Source organism: Pelagihabitans pacificus (genome assembly GCF_009371985.2).
Taxonomy (GTDB): Bacteria; Bacteroidota; Bacteroidia; order Flavobacteriales; family Flavobacteriaceae; genus Pelagihabitans; species Pelagihabitans pacificus.
In genome coordinates this window covers 284,414-301,990 of the sequence record NZ_VIKU02000004.1, presented here as the reverse complement: position 1 = coordinate 301,990, position 17,577 = coordinate 284,414, and the positions used below count along the sequence as shown (strand labels likewise).

The 17,577-nt window shown below is 46.2% G+C and carries 13 protein-coding genes; 10 read left to right on the top strand and 3 right to left on the bottom strand.

What is annotated here, in order from left to right; all coding sequences use genetic code 11:
* The first annotated feature begins 64 nt into the window (after positions 1–64).
* The 10 genes from FK220_RS14445 (at position 65) to FK220_RS14400 (ending at position 13,976) form a co-directional block, all read left to right on the top strand.
* Positions 65–1,612 (top strand): phytoene desaturase family protein, encoded by a 1,548-nt coding sequence (locus FK220_RS14445; protein WP_152575048.1) that lies wholly within the window; start codon positions 65–67, stop codon positions 1,610–1,612.
* Positions 1,613–1,721: 109 nt separating this feature from the next.
* The gene (locus FK220_RS14440) at positions 1,722–2,591 is read left to right on the top strand and encodes a cupin-like domain-containing protein (RefSeq protein ID WP_152575047.1); all 870 of its coding nucleotides are present in this window, start codon (positions 1,722–1,724) and stop codon (positions 2,589–2,591) included.
* An 84-nt stretch (positions 2,592–2,675) separates the two neighbouring features.
* A complete protein-coding gene (locus tag FK220_RS14435; protein ID WP_152575046.1) occupies positions 2,676–4,352 on the top strand; it encodes a C45 family autoproteolytic acyltransferase/hydolase in 1,677 nt (558 codons plus the stop codon).
* Complete coding sequence (locus FK220_RS14430; protein WP_238719034.1) at positions 4,349–5,641, top strand: phenylacetate--CoA ligase family protein; 1,293 nt, start codon at positions 4,349–4,351, stop codon at positions 5,639–5,641. Before FK220_RS14435 ends, FK220_RS14430 begins: the two co-directional genes overlap by 4 nt.
* Positions 5,642–5,726: 85 nt before the next feature.
* Positions 5,727–7,019 (top strand): Zn-dependent hydrolase, encoded by a 1,293-nt coding sequence (locus tag FK220_RS14425; RefSeq protein ID WP_152575045.1) that lies wholly within the window; start codon positions 5,727–5,729, stop codon positions 7,017–7,019.
* Between the two features lie 6 nt (positions 7,020–7,025).
* The gene (locus FK220_RS14420; RefSeq protein WP_152575044.1) at positions 7,026–7,469 is read left to right on the top strand and encodes an SRPBCC family protein; all 444 of its coding nucleotides are present in this window, start codon (positions 7,026–7,028) and stop codon (positions 7,467–7,469) included.
* Positions 7,470–7,536: 67 nt separating this feature from the next.
* A complete protein-coding gene (locus FK220_RS14415; protein WP_152575043.1) occupies positions 7,537–9,090 on the top strand; it encodes a M20/M25/M40 family metallo-hydrolase in 1,554 nt (517 codons plus the stop codon).
* A 27-nt stretch (positions 9,091–9,117) separates the two neighbouring features.
* Positions 9,118–10,116: an aromatic ring-hydroxylating oxygenase subunit alpha gene (locus tag FK220_RS14410; RefSeq protein ID WP_152575042.1), complete on the top strand. Its 999-nt coding sequence runs from the start codon at positions 9,118–9,120 to the stop codon at positions 10,114–10,116.
* Between the two features lie 41 nt (positions 10,117–10,157).
* Complete coding sequence (locus FK220_RS14405) at positions 10,158–13,301, top strand: VPS10 domain-containing protein (RefSeq protein ID WP_152575041.1); 3,144 nt, start codon at positions 10,158–10,160, stop codon at positions 13,299–13,301.
* Between the two features lie 102 nt (positions 13,302–13,403).
* Positions 13,404–13,976, top strand: a complete 573-nt coding sequence (locus FK220_RS14400; RefSeq protein ID WP_152575040.1) for a pentapeptide repeat-containing protein — start codon at positions 13,404–13,406, stop codon at positions 13,974–13,976.
* 62 nt (positions 13,977–14,038) lie between these two features.
* Here FK220_RS14400 and FK220_RS14395 read toward each other — a convergent pair whose 3' ends face one another.
* The 3 genes from FK220_RS14395 to FK220_RS14385 all read right to left on the bottom strand — a co-directional run bounded on the left by FK220_RS14395 (position 14,039) and on the right by FK220_RS14385 (position 17,576).
* The gene (locus FK220_RS14395) at positions 14,039–15,712 is read right to left on the bottom strand and encodes a hypothetical protein (RefSeq protein WP_152575039.1); all 1,674 of its coding nucleotides are present in this window, start codon (positions 15,710–15,712) and stop codon (positions 14,039–14,041) included.
* Positions 15,713–15,795: 83 nt separating this feature from the next.
* Positions 15,796–16,329 (bottom strand): hypothetical protein, encoded by a 534-nt coding sequence (locus tag FK220_RS14390; protein ID WP_152575038.1) that lies wholly within the window; start codon positions 16,327–16,329, stop codon positions 15,796–15,798.
* Positions 16,326–17,576 (bottom strand): DUF6638 family protein, encoded by a 1,251-nt coding sequence (locus FK220_RS14385; protein ID WP_152575037.1) that lies wholly within the window; start codon positions 17,574–17,576, stop codon positions 16,326–16,328. The genes FK220_RS14390 and FK220_RS14385 overlap by 4 nt, the downstream gene beginning before the upstream one ends.
* Position 17,577: the final 1 nt, after the last annotated feature.

Below are 17,577 nucleotides of genomic sequence, written 5' to 3'. Positions count from 1 at the left end.
ACCCATTTCGTTCCTAAAGGACAAAATCATAACTTTATAGCCTTAAAAAAATTGCAAAAAACGCATGAAGGAGCACTATGATGTAGTGATTATCGGAAGCGGTATGGGCGGACTCGTGGCGGCAAACATTTTGGCCCGAGAGGGAAAGTCGGTCTGTGTGCTCGAAAAGAACAACCAATACGGGGGCAATCTACAAACCTTCGTCCGTGAGAAAACCATTTTCGATACGGGGGTGCACTATTTGGGTGGGCTCTCCAAAGGGCAGAACCTGTACCGATATTTTGAGTATTTGGATATTTTAGACGGCCTTGAGTTTATTCAGCTCAACGAGGATGGTTTTGACATCATTACTTTTGACAACGATCCCAAGGAATATCCCCATGCACAGGGCTACGAGAATTTTGAAAATAGCTTGATCGCCCAGTTTCCTGAAGAGGCCGACGCAATCAAAAAATATACGGCCAAACTACGGGAAACCTGCGAAAAATTTCCACTTTATAATCTAAAAGTCGGGAAACCCTATTATGAGGATTCCGATATGTTCGCCACTCCGGCAAAACCCTATATCGACTCCCTTACGGAAAACGAAAAGTTGCGGGCCGTCCTAGCAGGATCGAACCTCTTGTATGCGGGTGATGCCGAAAAGAGTCCCTTTTACGTACATGCGCTCTCCGTCAATTCCTATATCGAAAGTGCGTATCGTTGTGCCAATGGCGGTAGCCAAATCACCAAAAGGCTTATCCGGAAATTAAAAGAACATGGCGGTGAGGCCTATAAGCATCAAGAAGTGGTCGATTTTGAGGTTGTAGATAAAAAAGTCGTTTCAGTATCGACCAAAAAAGGCGATGTGGTCAAAGGGAACCTTTTTATCTCGAACATAGAACCTAAGACTACGGTAAAATTAGTGGGAGAGCAACATTTTAGAAAATCGTATGGCAAGCGTATAGAGGAAATCGACAGCACAATCTCGGCCTTTAGTGTCCACATCGTACTGAAACCGAAGACCTTCCCGTACCTGAACAAAAACTACTATCATTTTAAGGACTACAATGCCGTTTGGAACGGCCATCAATACACGGAAGAAAGTTGGCCCGAAACCTACATGGTCTCTATGGGCGTTCGTAAAAACCAAGATGAATGGGGCGACCAGCTGACCGCTATCAGCTATATGCGTTACGAGGAAGTAGCGCCTTGGACCGATACCTTCAATACGGTGGCGAACAAGAACAGTCGTGGGGAGACCTACGAAGAGTTTAAAAAGGTGAAGACCGAAATCTTTCTGGATGAACTGGAAAAGAAGTTTCCGACCATACGGGAGTGCATTCAATCGGTGCACACCTCAACACCTTTATCATACAGGGATTATATCGGTTGTAACCGGGGGTCGATGTACGGCTATGTGAAAGATGTGGCCAATCCGTTGAAATCGTTCATTTCGCCCCGTACCCGAATTCCAAATCTGTTTTTCACGGGCCAAAGCCTTAACATGCACGGTATTCTAGGGGTGACCATTAGCGGCGTGCTTACCTGCTCCGAAATAGTAGGCGGGGAATACCTGTTGAATAAAATTACGAAAGGAGTAGAATTACCGGAAACAACGTTGGAAGAGTAGAAAGAGAACAGAAAATAGAGAAGAGAAAAAAGACTTTACTACGTGGTTTGAAATTGTATTTGACTTTTGAATTTGTGTTTGTATCCGAACTTGACACTTGAACTTGAAAATGGGACAGTTTAAAATCAGCCCGGTAACGCGGGTAGCGCATATTTCGAAAAAAGACTTTGTAGAAAATTTCTACAAACCCCAAATCCCTGTATTGATTACCGGTCTTACCAAAGATTGGCCTGCTTATGAAAAGTGGAAACTTGACTATATACAAGAACGTGCAGGGGGCCAAATCGTACCTTTGTACAATAACGAACCGGCCAAGGATAAGCAGAGTGTCTATGCCCCGGCCGAAGAGATGAAACTATATGATTATATCGAGATCCTTAAGACCCAACCGACAGACCTTCGCATTTTCTTTTACAACATCTTGAAGGAAATGCCAGAGCTCCTCAAGGATTTTGAGTATCCGGATATCGGTCTCAAATTCTTCAAAAAGCTTCCTGCCCTATTTTTTGGGGGAGGGGAAAGCAAGGTTTTTATGCACTACGACATTGACCTCCCCGACAGCATGCATTTTCATTTTGACGGTGATAAGACTGTAACGCTGTTTTCACCTGCCCAGACCAAGTATCTGTATAGAGTGCCCTTCTCGATTCACAACATCGAAGACATCGACATGGACAATCCCGATTTTGACAAATATCCTGCCTTACAATACGCAGAAGGCATTCGGGCCGAAATGAAACACGGGGATGCCTTGTATATGCCAAGTGGTTACTGGCATTCGATTCGGTATCTAAACGGGGGCTTTTCGATGACATTACGAGCCCTCCCAAGAAAGCCGGCCCGTTTTGCGACCATGTTGTACAACGTATTGATAATGCGAAATATCGATAATTTCACCAGAAAGTATTGGGGTCAAAAATGGTTGGATTATAAAGAGGAGCTTGCAATCAAAAGAACCGAGAAAAATATGGCCTCCTGATCATGCGATGCCTCCGAGCCCAAAGAAGCCCTTGGAAAGGGTAAAAAAAACGGCCGTACATTCAGATCGTTATTATTTGTAGTGATGCCAAACAGGGTCATAAAAGTTATTGTTCAATTCGTAGGAATCTTTTTCCTACTGACCTCTTGTGGGGTAAAAAAATCACTGCAAGACCTGCCCGATACAAGTCAATACCAGATCCAAATCCCAAAGCGCCAACAACTCAACGATTCCACCTTTACCTTAGGAAACAACTTCCTGACCAAAAACGAACAAGGACTGTGGGAACTCTATGTCGATGGCAATCCATTTGAAATAGGTTTGAAGACCGGAAGCCTTACACAAGAGCTCTTTCAATTTCAAGAGCGAACTTTTATAGACAAAATCAATGAGTTGGTTCCCTCAGAGGGGAAGCAAAGACTCCTTAAAAAGTTTTTGGCGTGGTACAATCGAAAGATGTATCTCAACATAGACGAACAGTTCAAAACCGAGATTTACGGACTTTCACAATACGCCTCCGAGGGCTACGATCATGTAGCGGAACCCTACCTACGGGTCCTTTATTTTCATGGGGCACATGATATCGGACATGCGCTACAGGACTTGGCGTTGGTGGGTTGTTCCTCGTTCGCAGCTTGGGGAGACAAGACGGAAGATGGGAAATTACTTATCGGCCGTAATTTCGATTTCTACGCTGGGGACGACTTTGCCAAGAACAAGATTATCGCCTTTGTTGCCCCCGATGAAGGGCACAACTTCATGTCGGTTACCTGGGGAGGCTTTATCGGGGTGCTTTCCGGCATGAATGACCAGGGGTTAACGGTGACCATCAATGCCGGCAAGTCTTCCATTCCTTTGGTGGCCAAGACTCCCATCTCCATCGTAACCCGTGAAATACTGCAATACGCCTCCACCATCGAGGAAGCCATCACTATTGCCAAAAAACGTGAGGTCTTTGTCTCGGAATCTATCTTCGTAGGAAGCGCGAAGGATAAAAAAGCGGCTGTCATCGAGGTGTCACCGAAAAAATTCGGGGTTTACGAAGTGGAAAACTCCGACCAACTAATCTGTTCGAACCACTTTCAAAGTGCCGCCTATGCCGATGACAAGGACAACCAAAAACATATTTTGGAAAGTCACTCCCAGTACCGTTACGAACGTATGGAAGAGCTACTGGAAGAGCAATCCAAAATGACCCCGGAATCAGCGGTAGACCTGTTACGGGACCGTGAAGGCCTCGATGAAAAAGCCATTGGTTATGGTAACGAAAAGGCCTTGAACCAGCTAATGGCGCACCATGGCATTGTTTTCCAACCTGAGGACCTATTGGTATGGGTATCGGGCAATCCCTATCAATTAGGGGAATTCGTTGCCTATGATTTGAACGAGATCTTTAAGAAAAGAAACACCAATCCGCAAGTAAGTTCAGTTGCCAGAAACGAATTGAATATTCCCAAGGATCCCTTTCTCGAAACAGAGGCCTATCGCGACTACGAGCGCTATCGAGAACTATCCCAACTGGTGACCAAAGCCATAGGAACCGGCACCCGTTTGGAAACATCGGTTCTCAAGGCCTTTGAAGAAAGCAATCCCGAGTTCTGGGAAGTACATTATCTCATCGGGCTCTATAATTATAATAGAGGCTACGATACGCTGGCGTTTCAAGCATTTCAAAAGGCCGAAACCAAAGAAATTACCACTATTCCCGATCGAGAACGGGTAGAACGCTATATTCGTAAACTAAAACGACGGTTACATTGAGTATTCCTGAAATTGAACAAGCGACTCCCTCCGAAATCAAATCCTTCCAAGAAGAAAAGTTAAGAGAGGTACTGCACTATGTAAGTGCGCATTCCCCTTATTATCGAAGGCTTTTCAAACAACACAAAATAAACATCTTGGACATCCAATCCTTGGAAGACCTCACCGGAATCCCGACCACGACCAAAGATCAATTGCAAAGGTACAATGATGACTTTTTGTGCGTACCCAAGTCAAAGATCATCGATTTTGTGACCACTTCAGGGACCCTGGGCGAACCTGTGACCATTGGTCTCACAGATAAAGACCTAGATCGTTTAGCTTATAACGAAGCCATTTCGTTCGCCTGTGCCGGTATAGGAGAGAGCGACATTTTACAGCTTACCACCACCATGGACCGCCGATTTATGGCAGGCCTCGCTTACTTTTTAGGGGTACGGAAACTGGGAGCGGGTATCATCCGGGTCGGTGCGGGCATTCCCGAATTGCAATGGGATACCATCTTCAAATTTCACCCGTCGTATCTGATCGTAGTACCTTCCTTTCTTCTAAAACTCATCCAATACGCCCATGCGAATGGCATTTCGTTATCCGATTCCGGCATAAAGGGAGCCATCTGTATCGGGGAACCGTTGCGAAACCAAGACTTTTCGCTAAACACGCTGGGAGCGAACATCAAATCACATTGGGATATCGACCTCTATTCGACCTACGCCTCCACTGAAATGAGTACCGCTTTTACTGAATGCATCGCCCAACAAGGAGGACACCAACATCCCGAATTGATTATTGTGGAAGTACTGGACGAAAATGAGAATCCCGTTCCCAACGGAAAGGAAGGTGAATTAGTGATTACCACCCTGGGAGTGCAGGCCATGCCGCTGATCCGTTTTAAGACGGGGGATATTATCACCGCCCATACCGACCCCTGCATCTGTGGTCGTAACAGCCTACGGTTGGGACCGGTGCTCGGGCGAAAAAAACAAATGATCAAATACAAGGGCACCACGTTGTATCCACCGGCGATGCATAATGCATTGAACGATTTTACCGAAGTGGATAGTTTTGTAATCGAAATCTATTACAACGAAATCGGAACGGACGAAATACGCATCAAATTAGCTACAAAAAAACCTTCCAACGATCTGTTGCACCGAATCAAAGACCATTTTCGTTCCAAGCTTAGGGTCACCCCGGGCATTGAATTCCGACCGATAGAGGAGATCCAGAAGTTGCGGTTGTCGAAATTGGGCCGAAAACCGATCAGCGTGATCGACCTGAGAAATTAGGTTAAGGCAACCGGAGATATTTGGTTATTGATAGCAGTCTTACACTAAATTTTATTTCATACTTTAAGGGCAAATTATCCAACCCATGCCTTTACGCTTGTTTTCAGTACTGTTATTCTTCGTTGGTAGTACCCTTCTTGCCCAAAAATCCAAACCCTTGATCAATCAAGGACGTTTGGAAAACCGCATCCTGGAACTTGCGAGTTATGGACTTCAAGAAAACGGGGAAACCGAGAGGGTGGCATTTAGCGATGCCGATATCGAGGCTCGACAGTGGGTGATGAACACCATGGTCAACCTGGGCTTGGAAACCCATATCGACTTCGCCGGAAACATCGTTGGCACCCGAAAAGGAAAAAAAGACCTCAAACCCATTTCCTTTGGTTCCCATATCGACCGCGTACCGAATGGAGGCAATTACGACGGTTGTGTAGGATCGATGGCCGCTTTGGAGGTCGTCGAGACCCTCAACGAAAATAACATCCAGACCAAACATCCCTTGGAAGTCATCATCTTTTCCAATGAGGAAGGCGGGGTCATGGGAAGTCGGGCCATAAGCGGGCATCTGAGCGAAAAAGCGTTTGAAGTAGTCAATAGTACGGGTTACTCCATGGGCGAAGGTATCATGCGTCTCGGAGGGGACACCACTCGAATTGCGGAAGTAAAACGCGACGAAGGGGCGATGGCCGCCTTTCTGGAACTGCACATTGAACAGGGTGGAATTCTGGAGCAAAAAGGTATTGATATCGGTGTTGTGGAAGGCATCGTCGGACTCAAATGGTGGGATGTGGAATTTACAGGCTTTGCCAACCACGCCGGCACCACCCCTATGAACGCCAGACAGGATGCGCTTTTAGCCGCTGCGAAATTTATAGTTGCCGTGAATGACATCACCAATAGTTTTGAGGGAAGACAGGTGGGCACCGTGGGTCGTATCAAGGCCGAGCCAGGGGCACCAAACGTCATTCCAGGAAAGGTCGTCACTAGCCTGGAGATTCGAGATCTTTCTTCCGAAGTTATTGAAGAAGTGTTCCAGGCAATCAAGAAAAAAGGGGAGGAAATTGCCGACGCTTCCCATGTCAAAATCGAATTTCGACCGCTCGATACGACGGCCGATCCTGCCTTGACCGATCCCTCCATTCAAGAGGAAATCAAAAAAGCAGCTGAAAAATTGGGGCTGTCCACCAATCAAATGCCCAGCGGCGCGGGGCACGATGCACAGGATATGGCGACCATCGCTCCCACGGGAATGATTTTCGTTCCCAGTAAGGGGGGTATCAGTCATTCCCCAAAAGAGTACACCTCCCCCGAAGATATGGCCAAAGGGGCCAACGTTTTATTGTATACCCTGTTGGCGCTGGACAAGACATTAAAATAAAATCGTATGAAACCTCCCATACCCGTGGTGGTTACACAGGAATTCGACACCCCTTTGGAAAATATCTGGACAGCCATCACCGAGGTAGATCAAATGAAGTGCTGGTATTTTGATAACATTCCCGCCTTTAAGCCCGAGGTGGGCTTTGAAACCCGATTCAACGTGCAATCGAATGGACGGGATTTTTTACATATTTGGAAGGTAACCGAAGTTCGGCCACCCACACAATTGGTATATAGCTGGTCTTTCATGGGGTACGAAGTCGATTCTTACACTGTTTTCGAGCTTGAACAAAAAGGCGAAAAATCGATCTTGACCCTCCGATGCTATGGTATCGAAAGCTATCCCGACGATGTTCCCGAATTTACACGGGAAAGTTGCACCGCAGGATGGAATTATTTTATTAAGGAAAGCCTACCTAGCTATATCGATTCGTTGAAGATAAGATGAAACAGAATCAAGACACTTTCTTAATTGTTATATTTAGTAAAGCAGATTGCGTAAAATGACCCATATTATGAAAAAAAGATTACCAATTGCCATTTTATTTTTACTACTCACAAGCACCTTTTCCCCTGCACAATCTACGGAGGAAATTGTCGCACAAATTCAAAAAGAAGCCACCGAGAATTCCCAACTAGAACAGCTTGCTTATGAATTGATGGATGTGATCGGCCCCAGATTGGTCGGCACCCCCCAAATGAAAAAGGCCCATGAATGGGCGGTTCATACGTACTCGAAATGGGGTATCGAAGCAACGAACGAAACTTGGGGCGAGTGGCGTGGTTGGGAACGGGGCATTACCCATATCGATTTAGTTGCGCCCCGTGTGGTTTCCCTAAGCGGAATGCAGTTGGCATGGAGCCCAAGTACTTCAAAAAAAGGAATTACCGCCGCACTGATCACACTCCCTGAAGTATCCGATTCTGTGGCCTTTTCGAAATGGCTGCCTGCTGTTAAAGGAAAGTTCGTTCTTGTCTCAATGAACCAACCTACGGGCCGTCCCGATTACAATTGGGAAGAATTTGCTACGCCGGAATCCTTGGAAAAAATGAAAACCGCCCGAGAATCCCAAGAAAAAGCATGGCGTCAAAACCTTGAGAATACGGGCTATACCGGCAGAACCATCAATGCTGCATTGGAGGAGGCCGGAGCCGTTGGTATTGTACAGTCCCGTTGGTCCGATGGGTTTGGTGCGAATAAAATCTTTAGTGCCCGTACCAAAAAAGTCCCAGTGGTGGACCTTTCCTTGGAAGATTACAGTATGCTCTATCGCATGGTAGAGCATGGTGAAAAACCACTTATCAAAGTAGTAGCCGAATCGAAGGAACTAGGCACCGTACCCACATTCAACACCATAGCAACCATTCCCGGCAAGGAGCTACCCAATGAATACATCGTGCTATCGGCCCATTTTGATTCTTGGGACGGTGCTACGGGAGCCACCGACAATGGAACAGGTACCATCACCATGTTGGAAGCGGCACGCATTCTTAAAAAAATATATCCCAACCCCAAACGCACCATCGTTATCGGCCATTGGGGAAGCGAGGAACAGGGACTCAACGGTTCGCGGGCCTATGTGGAAGACCATCCAGAAGTCGTGGAAGGCCTTCAGGCTTTGTTCAATCAAGACAACGGTACGGGACGGGTAGTACGAATCTCAGGACAAGGATTTTTGCATTCGTATGACTATTTGGGCCGTTGGTTGGAAGCGGTCCCTAAAGAAATCACCCAGCATATCGAAACTACCTTTCCAGGGAATCCGGGTCGTGGAGGTTCCGATTACGCCTCTTTTGTAGCCAAAGGCGCTCCTGGTTTTTCGTTGAGTTCCCTCAGCTGGAGCTACCGGGACTATACCTGGCATACCAATTTGGACACCTATGATAAAATTGTATTCGACGATGTTCGAAACAACGCCATCCTTACAGCTGTCTTAGCCTATATGGCTAGTGAAGACCCCGAAAAAACGTCTCGGGAAAAAGCAGTGCTAGGCATCGATCCACGGACCGGAAAAAAAGGCGTTTGGCCCGAACCAAGATCAGCCAACAGGGATGGCGGAAAGGATTGACCTTCCAAAGGAGAAAACATTAAATTGATGACGCCACTGACCCGTACTTTTCCAGAAAAACTTTATTCCTGCTGGCATCCGGTGGGCTATAGTCATGAAATTGGCGATACTCCCTATGGCACTTTTTTACTGGACCAAGCGGTGGTCATTTGGCGAAGCGTCGACGGTATGGCCCATGCCATGCGGGACCTATGTGTTCATCGAGGTACCGCCTTATCATTGGGCTGGATCAGGGAAAATTGCCTGGTATGCCCTTATCATGCTTGGGAATATGACCAAAACGGCGCTTGCGTGCACATTCCACAGGCACCCGATGCCGAAATTCCAAAAAAGGCAAGAACGCCCGTATATCACTGTCAGGAAAAATTCGGTTTGGTCTGGGTAGCCATTAAAGACCCGATATACGCTTTACCCGATATACCCGAATATAAAGATGATGAATGGAAATGGGTAAATACAGGTCCGTTTGAGTGGAAAAGTGATGCCTCGCGCCAAGTGGAGAACTTTACCGACTTCGGGCATTTTCCATGGGTACATCCCGGGTTATTGGGCGATCCCGAACGGCCCCTAGTCCCAGATTACAACGTAGAAATTAAAGAGGGCGTATTGTATTATTCAATAGTACGGCCAGAGGCAAGCAACAGTGAAGATTATCCTGTTTTTGCCAATGATGACGTGATACGACCAGAACGACGGAGCCTATACCGTTTATATCTCCCCTATACCATCGTACTCCGTTTGGGATGGGGTGGAGAGGAAGGGATGATCTATTTTTTTGTTTCCCAACCCGTTTCTGCCAATAAGTGCCGTGGCTACTGCGTGATCGGCCGCAACTATGACCTAGGGGATCCAGATACCATCTTACAGGATTTCGAACAGGTCATATTCGATCAGGACAAGCGAATCGTAGAGTCGCAACGACCCGAGCAGGTACCTTTTGATTTTACCGAGGAATTACATCTCAAGTTTGACGCCGTCGCCATGAATTATCGCCGTGCGATGAAAAAAGAAGGGCTTGCCAATTAAAAAATCGAAAATATTCAAATCACCGACTAATTCAAATAGCCATGAAACCATTTAAACTAGTATTGATTGCTTTACTCATAGTTCCTCTGTCCCTACAAGCCCAGCGTAAAAAGAAGAATACGTCACCGACGCTTGTTGTCGAGGATTCCCTGTTCCACGGCCTCAAATGGCGAAATATCGGACCGTTTCGCGGGGGGCGTAGTGTCGCTTCCTCCGGCGTCGTCGGGCAACCGATGACCTATTATATGGGTACCGTTGGCGGGGGTATATGGAAAACCGTAGACGATGGTATTACTTGGAAAAACGTCTCTGACGGATTTCTAAAAACAGGTACCGTAGGAGCTATTGCCGTTTCCGAAAGCAATCCCAATATCGTCGTCGCGGGGATGGGCGAACATGCTGCCCGTGGGGTAATGACCTCAATGGGTGACGGCGTCTACAAATCGACCGATGCTGGAAAAACATGGAAGCACATCGGTTTGGATTACACAAGACATATTTCGGATGTCATCATCCACCCGACGAATCCCGAGATTATTTTTGTGTCGGCCCAAGGGGCACAGTACGGCCCTTCGACCGAACGCGGCATCTATCGTTCTACTAACGGTGGTGCCAATTGGGAAAGAGTGCTCTACGTAAATGAAAATACAGGGGCCTCCTCCCTTTCGATGGATATGAAAAATCCTCTGATTCTTTACGCCGCTATGTGGCAACATCGTCGCTATCCCTGGATTATGGAATCGGGTGGGAAAGATTCGGGATTATACAAATCGGTCGATGGTGGAAGCACCTGGAAAAAAATGAAAGAAGGCCTTCCAAAGGAATTTGGGAAAGCGGGCATCTCGGTATCAAGAGCCAACAATGAACTCGTATTTGCGGTCATAGAAGCCGAAGGCACCAAAGGCGGCGTGTACCGTTCCGACAATGCCGGAAAGAAATGGACGCAGGTGAACAAAGACCGCATCAACATCGCCCGTTCGTGGTACTATATGGAAATCTTTGCGGACCCCCAAAACGAACATGTGGTCTATGTCCTGAACGCCCCGGTCACTAAATCGATCGATGGGGGCCGCACCTTTACTCCCCTCCCAACCCCGCATGGTGACAACCACCATCTATGGATTCATCCACACGACAACCAAAAAATGATCAATTCGAACGACGGAGGTGCCAACATTTCGAATAATGGGGGCAAAAGCTGGAGTACCCAACAAAACCAAAATACGGCCCAATTCTATCGCGTGATTACCGACAATTTGGTTCCCTATAATGTCTACGGTGGCCAACAAGATAATTCTACCGTTGCGATTGCCAGTCGCACCAATGATCAAGGCATTGATTGGAAAGATTGGTATGCCGTCGCTGGTGGGGAAAGTGCTTTCTTGGCCTTTGACCCCGACAAGCCCGAAGTAATCTACGGAGGCACCTATCAAGGAAATATTGACAAGTGGGATGCCAAATCCCGCGAATCGAAACCCATTAAAGAGTATCCGGAACTTGGTTTGAGCATTGCTCCCAAAGATTCAAAATACCGCTACAATTGGAACGCCCCGATCATCACCTCTCCCCACGCCCGTAGTACTATCTATCATGCGGGCAATGTGGTGTTCAAGTCTTCCGACGAGGGCCAGACCTGGACGGTCGTAAGTCCCGATCTGACCAAAAACGAAACGGACAAGCACGGTCCTGGTGGAGGTCCGTATACCAATGAAGCGGCAGGAGGTGAAAATTATAATACCATTAGTTATTTGACCGAATCGCCGCATGAAAAAGGAGTGCTATGGGCGGGAACCGACGACGGCCTACTACACGTGACAATAGATGGAGGCCAGAATTGGGAAAATGTGACGCCACCTGGAATTCCAGAAGGTATTGTCAACAGTATTGAAGTATCACCTCATGATGCCGCTACTGCGTACGTGGTCGTGATGCGGTATAAGTCAATGGATTTGAATTCCTATATTTTCAAAACAACCGATTACGGAAAAACATGGACCAAAATCGTTAATGGCATTAATGGCGACCATACCTTTACGCGCGTAGTTCGGGAAGATCCCAAGCGAAAGGGACTGCTCTATGCGGGAACGGAAACGGGCCTTTTTGTCTCTTGGAATGATGGATTACATTGGCAACCCTTTCAATTAAACCTTCCGGTAGTGCCTATCAACGACCTGACCATCCAGGACAACGATTTGGTAGCGGCTACGGCCGGACGCTCCTTTTGGATTTTGGATGACCTCGGTGCGGTACAGCAATTGGAAACTCCCAAGGCCCCGGTGAAGATATTCGAACCAAAAGACACCTATCTTCTCTTTGGTGGCAGCAGCGATAAACCCCGACCCGGGCTGGGAGATAACCCCAAACAAGGAGTAACCTTCGATTACTATTTGGATACGAATGCGGATAGCCTTGATTTGACCCTTGAGGTGTATAAGGATAACAAACTGCTACGGACCTATTCGAACCAAAAACCGAAAGATTTTAAATCCTGGCCGGGTGGACCTTCGAAGCCAAAAATACTTCCTTCAAAAAAGGGCTATAACCGCTTCACCTGGGATTTTAGACGGGAAAATCTCCCTTCGATCGATAAGGTATTCGTATTCGGGGGCCATGCCGGATCTAGTGTCGGCCCTGGGGAGTATACCTTAAAACTGACCTTGGATAAACTCACTTCCGAGACTTCCGTCAAAATACTGCCCAATCCCAACATACAAGCCACCATGGAAGAATATGAAGAGCAACAGGCATTGCTGCAAGACATTGAACGTACCGTTAGAAACATTCATGAATCGGTCAACACCATGCGTTCGGCCAAGTCGCAATTGAAAGGTTATGCCAAATTATTGAAAGACAATGAGAAGGCCTCCGAACTTTTGGAGAAAGGAAAATCACTCATAGAACGCATCGATACCTGGGAGCAGAACCTCATCCAGCCGAAACAAAAGACCTTTCAAGATGTCATCAATTTTAACAACAAACTGAACGCCCAGCTGCTGCATCTAAAAGGCTATATAGATGTGGCAGAACCCAAGCTCACCGAAGGAGCCAAGGAACGCTGGAGCGATTTACAAAAGCAGTGGAAGGAGTTCGAGACCGAACGAAATGCGATTGTCGATGAGGAAATGGTAGCCTACAATACCATGTACAAGGACTTGGGGTTGCCGGCGATACTCATTGAACAGTAACCGTTCAGTGTCATTCCAAATGAAATGAGGAATCTCCCTAAACTTTCAAGAAATTCCTCGAGCCTCGGAATAACAATGACAAATGATCACCAATAACAAACCATGAACTTGGAATTCATCACCGACCAAACCTTCAAGGGAATCGACTACACCGAAAATAGGCTTCCCAAGGCGGAGTATGAAAACTGTGTGTTCGAGGGCTGTGATTTTTCCAACGGTTATGTGGACAATCAGAACTTCATGGAGTGTGAGTTCATCGATTGCAATTTGAGCAATGCGAACCTGGCCCATACGATCTTTAAGGAGGTCACCTTTTCACACTGTAAGTTGCTGGGGCTACAGTTCGAGGAATGCAATACTATTTTTATGGACTTCACTTTTCACGATTGCATCTTGAACCATTCTTCTTTTCACAGACTGGCACTCAAAAATCAAAAATTCAGTGATTGTAGATTGATACAGACTGATTTTACCGGGGCGGATCTCGAGTCGGCCACCTTTGATACCTGCAATTTGGAGGGGGCCGTTTTTTTACAAACCAATCTGGAGCAAGCCGATTTTAGGACCGCCATACATTTTACGATCGATCCCGAACAAAACCGGTTAAAAAAAGCCCAATTTTCCAAAAACGGTGTGTTGGGCCTCTTAAAAAAATACGATATTATTCTAGAATAAATGGCCCTTTACAACGATGACACAAGCTATTCCAAATACGCTTTCTTCCTTTGATGAAATACTTAGTTGGCTCCCAAACTATCAAGAACCACTTCCGACTGGGTCGTGTTAATGGTATCGCCTTGAACACTGTCCAGCTCTTGCAACGGGTTCATATCGCTATCGGATTTGTCGGGATAAAGATCCGCATCCGTCAGGCGTTCCGATGCCTTCCAAGTTTCACCCAACTGATGTAAAATGGTACTGGTCCACTGCGAGGGGTGCTTGGCATCGATCCAGATAACATCGCGATATTCGGCATCCACTAGTGCCAAATCCGGGGTAGCGGCCCCATCGAACTGTTTACTACTATCGCGAACCGCAGCAACCGTACCGAGCACGAACAATCTTTTTCTACCGGCAATCTTTTTTATGAAGGGGCGAAACTCCACGGGTTTGTTGGCAGACCAATCGTATTCTTTCCGTGATTCGATTACCTTTAGCGGCATGGCCGACACCCCTGCAAAGCCCTCCTTTTTTGCGGAATGATTGTAATAATAGAGTTTGTCGGTGCCATCGGCTGGTATCAGTACGCTAAAGGCAAGACTTGTTCGCTCGTCCCCAATAGGTTCCAGACCGAACCAGTGGTAGAGTCCGTCGAAAGCATCCACTTTCATTCCCTCGAAGTTGAAGTCGGTGACATAGGGTTGCTGATTTTGGTCTTCGGGTAGTTCGGGTATTTTAACCGCTGTTTTCATGTTCCAGGGAAGGGGGTCGGTAAACCCTCCCAAAAACTGCAATGATTGGGCCTGGATTCTGGAAATTTTTTCCGCCAACGTATTTTGCCCCTTCAAGTACGGATAATTTTTGATTTCGGATTGTTGAATATAGGTACCCTTACCAATGGTGACCCTTTCCAGATAATCGTTAAAATCGTGCTCGCCAGCCTCGATGACCATTACGCCCCCATAGGTCGGATACGGGAAGAAAAATCCCTTCCATTTAATGAGATTCACGACCTGTACCCATTGGTCCTGATCGTTCTTCATATAGAATACATCGCTGGGCTCCAGCGTAAACAATTGAAAGAGATTGAAACGCTGTACCACGGCATTATAGGTATTGCGACTGAATGCCAATGACTCCCCGATCGAAAAAGTAACCGGAATGCGATTTTCGTTCGAAAATCGCGGGAACGGGGAGGTACTCTCCACGGTGAACACTTCCTCGGTATTGTCATTGATACGTTGCCAGGTATATTCCTTGGCAGGCTGTACGGCCATCGTCCATTGATTACTACCATCCAGTCGAACCAACTGAGGCAGCGATACTTCCTGAGTTTCCCCAATGGATTCATAGGCCATGGTCACGATGTTATTGAAAGGCTGTATCCGTTCATTTTGGGTGAGTGGTAATTCCTGAAGTTCTACCAAATCTAAATTTTTGTACACGTTATACGTCTGCATGTATTGGTACAAGCTCAGTTTCCATCCAAAAAACCAAAGGGTGGTGAAGAAAGCCACGATTCCGACTAAGATCAGTATCCGTTTACCAGCGCTTGCGGCACCTCGAAACTTGAAGAGTGTGAACCAAAGGAATCCTGCTGAAAGGAGGATAATGAAAATATATTTCCGAAGAAAAAGCAAGGCTGGTTGGTAATCATCCCTAAGGAAAAATAATAGTCCCAACACGATGATCCCTATTACTACGAGGATGCGTTTTTGCTTTTTTCCCTTTTGCCAGTATGTTTTGATCATGTTTCTTTTAGTATTTAGTAGTTAGTACAGCGTATAAAGTATCAGATACCAACTACCGATTACTTCGTATTCATTACTGTCTACTATTTTATCATTCCCTTGTCCCTTAAACGATCTCTTGCCGATTTGGGTTGTTCGGGTTCCGGATTTGATTCCAATTTTTCCGGTTCAGGGGTTTCCTCCAACTTTTGTTCTGCCGCTTCCGTTTCATTACCGTCCGTCAAATCCTCTAAAAGCTCTTTACCTTTGTCAAACACTTTCTCCAGATTTTCCTTACTCGTTCTGTCCTGGGCCAATATAAACCCGGACGCGATATACGTTCCGATCAATGTGCCAACGATAGCCGAAGCGAAGAGCTGTATAAAAAATAAATTAATTGGAATGAGAAAGGTGATGATGGCCGAAGCCATCACGAAAAGAAACGTTATCCATACCAAACGTAACAGGAAATTCTGTTGATGTACAAACCCTTTTTTATTGTCGGGCTTCATTTGCAACTCCTTGGAGTGGGTAATTTTATTGGCCAGTCGGTATAGCTTATTATTTTTTGACTCCCTCCAATACCATACAATCCCAAAAAGGATGGCTAGTACAAATACGATGATTTCTAATGTCATGATGGTTGATTGTTATTGTTCCTTAAAATATCCTCGATGACCCACTCCTGATAGGTAGGGTCCCAGGTTTCATAGGCTTTGTAAAAAGCCTCTTTGTCATACCAATATAAATGTAGGGGATCTTTGGGCATGATCTTTGCCAAAAGCTTCCATATCAGCTCTTTCTGCTCTTCCAACAAAGAGGAATGCGGTCGATGCAACGCTTTTCGATAGGCAGTATCGACAAACTCTTCAAGCTTCAACGACCGGTCTACGATGAGGCGTTGGAAATAGATCTCCGTACCCGATATCTTTTTCTTGACCTCCAAGGGCATTTGGTCCAAATATTTTTTGAACAATAACTTGTTCTCCAATATTTCTTTGATGGAATGCTCTTTTTTGGTCAGCTCTTCGGAAAACAAATGCTTTTTAATACGCTCATAGCGCGAGCTACGAACCGAACTTTTCAAGTTGCTTTCCAATACTAAATGACGCACTAAGGTCTCTATCAATTCATCATGGCTTACATGAAACAGCAGTACTTCGTGCGCGGTATCATTGGTGGCCTTTTTGAACCACTTCCCATCCTCAAATACCAAGATAGTCTCTATAAAATCCTTTAGCACAAAAACCCCTCCAAAGGCTCGGGTGTAAAAAGAGTTGACCGGCAAGGTAATGGGATCCAAGTCCAATTTTCGCTTTCGAAGGTCCCCATATTTTTTGGCGGATTCCAATAACTTCTTGTGCACCTCCCGATCGATAAAGTTGTTTTTACGATTGAACCATTGGATTAGGGCACGTTGTTCCTGTTGCTTCTCATGCAGTTTGTTCAGTAGCGTAAAGCGCACCGTAATAGTATCGTAGCGCAAGAGGTCAAAGGGATCGAAAAAGGTATCGATACTCTGATCTAAATGCACGATCAGCGCAGCGTCTTTGGTGATATCCTTGATTTCCCTACCATAGGCAGCGAATACAGCGGTCATCACGTCCCGGTCGAAACTGTGCGAAGGCATGTGCACCGGCTTTCCGTTTTGGTCTGGTGATAATACGATGGCGTTGACGTTCGCCTCGCCTGTATTCAAATACCAATTGTTTTTCTTCTCGACAGCGACCTCCTTGCTCCAACCCATGCCATCGATGGAAAACTGTTTTAGTTTTGTGGGTTTCACACCCAACAGGGCCAAACATTCATTGTAGCGTACCACCAAGGAGCCGGAAAGCGCCACCAAGGCCCCATCGATCAATCCTGCTTCCTTCAGTTTGTCCATA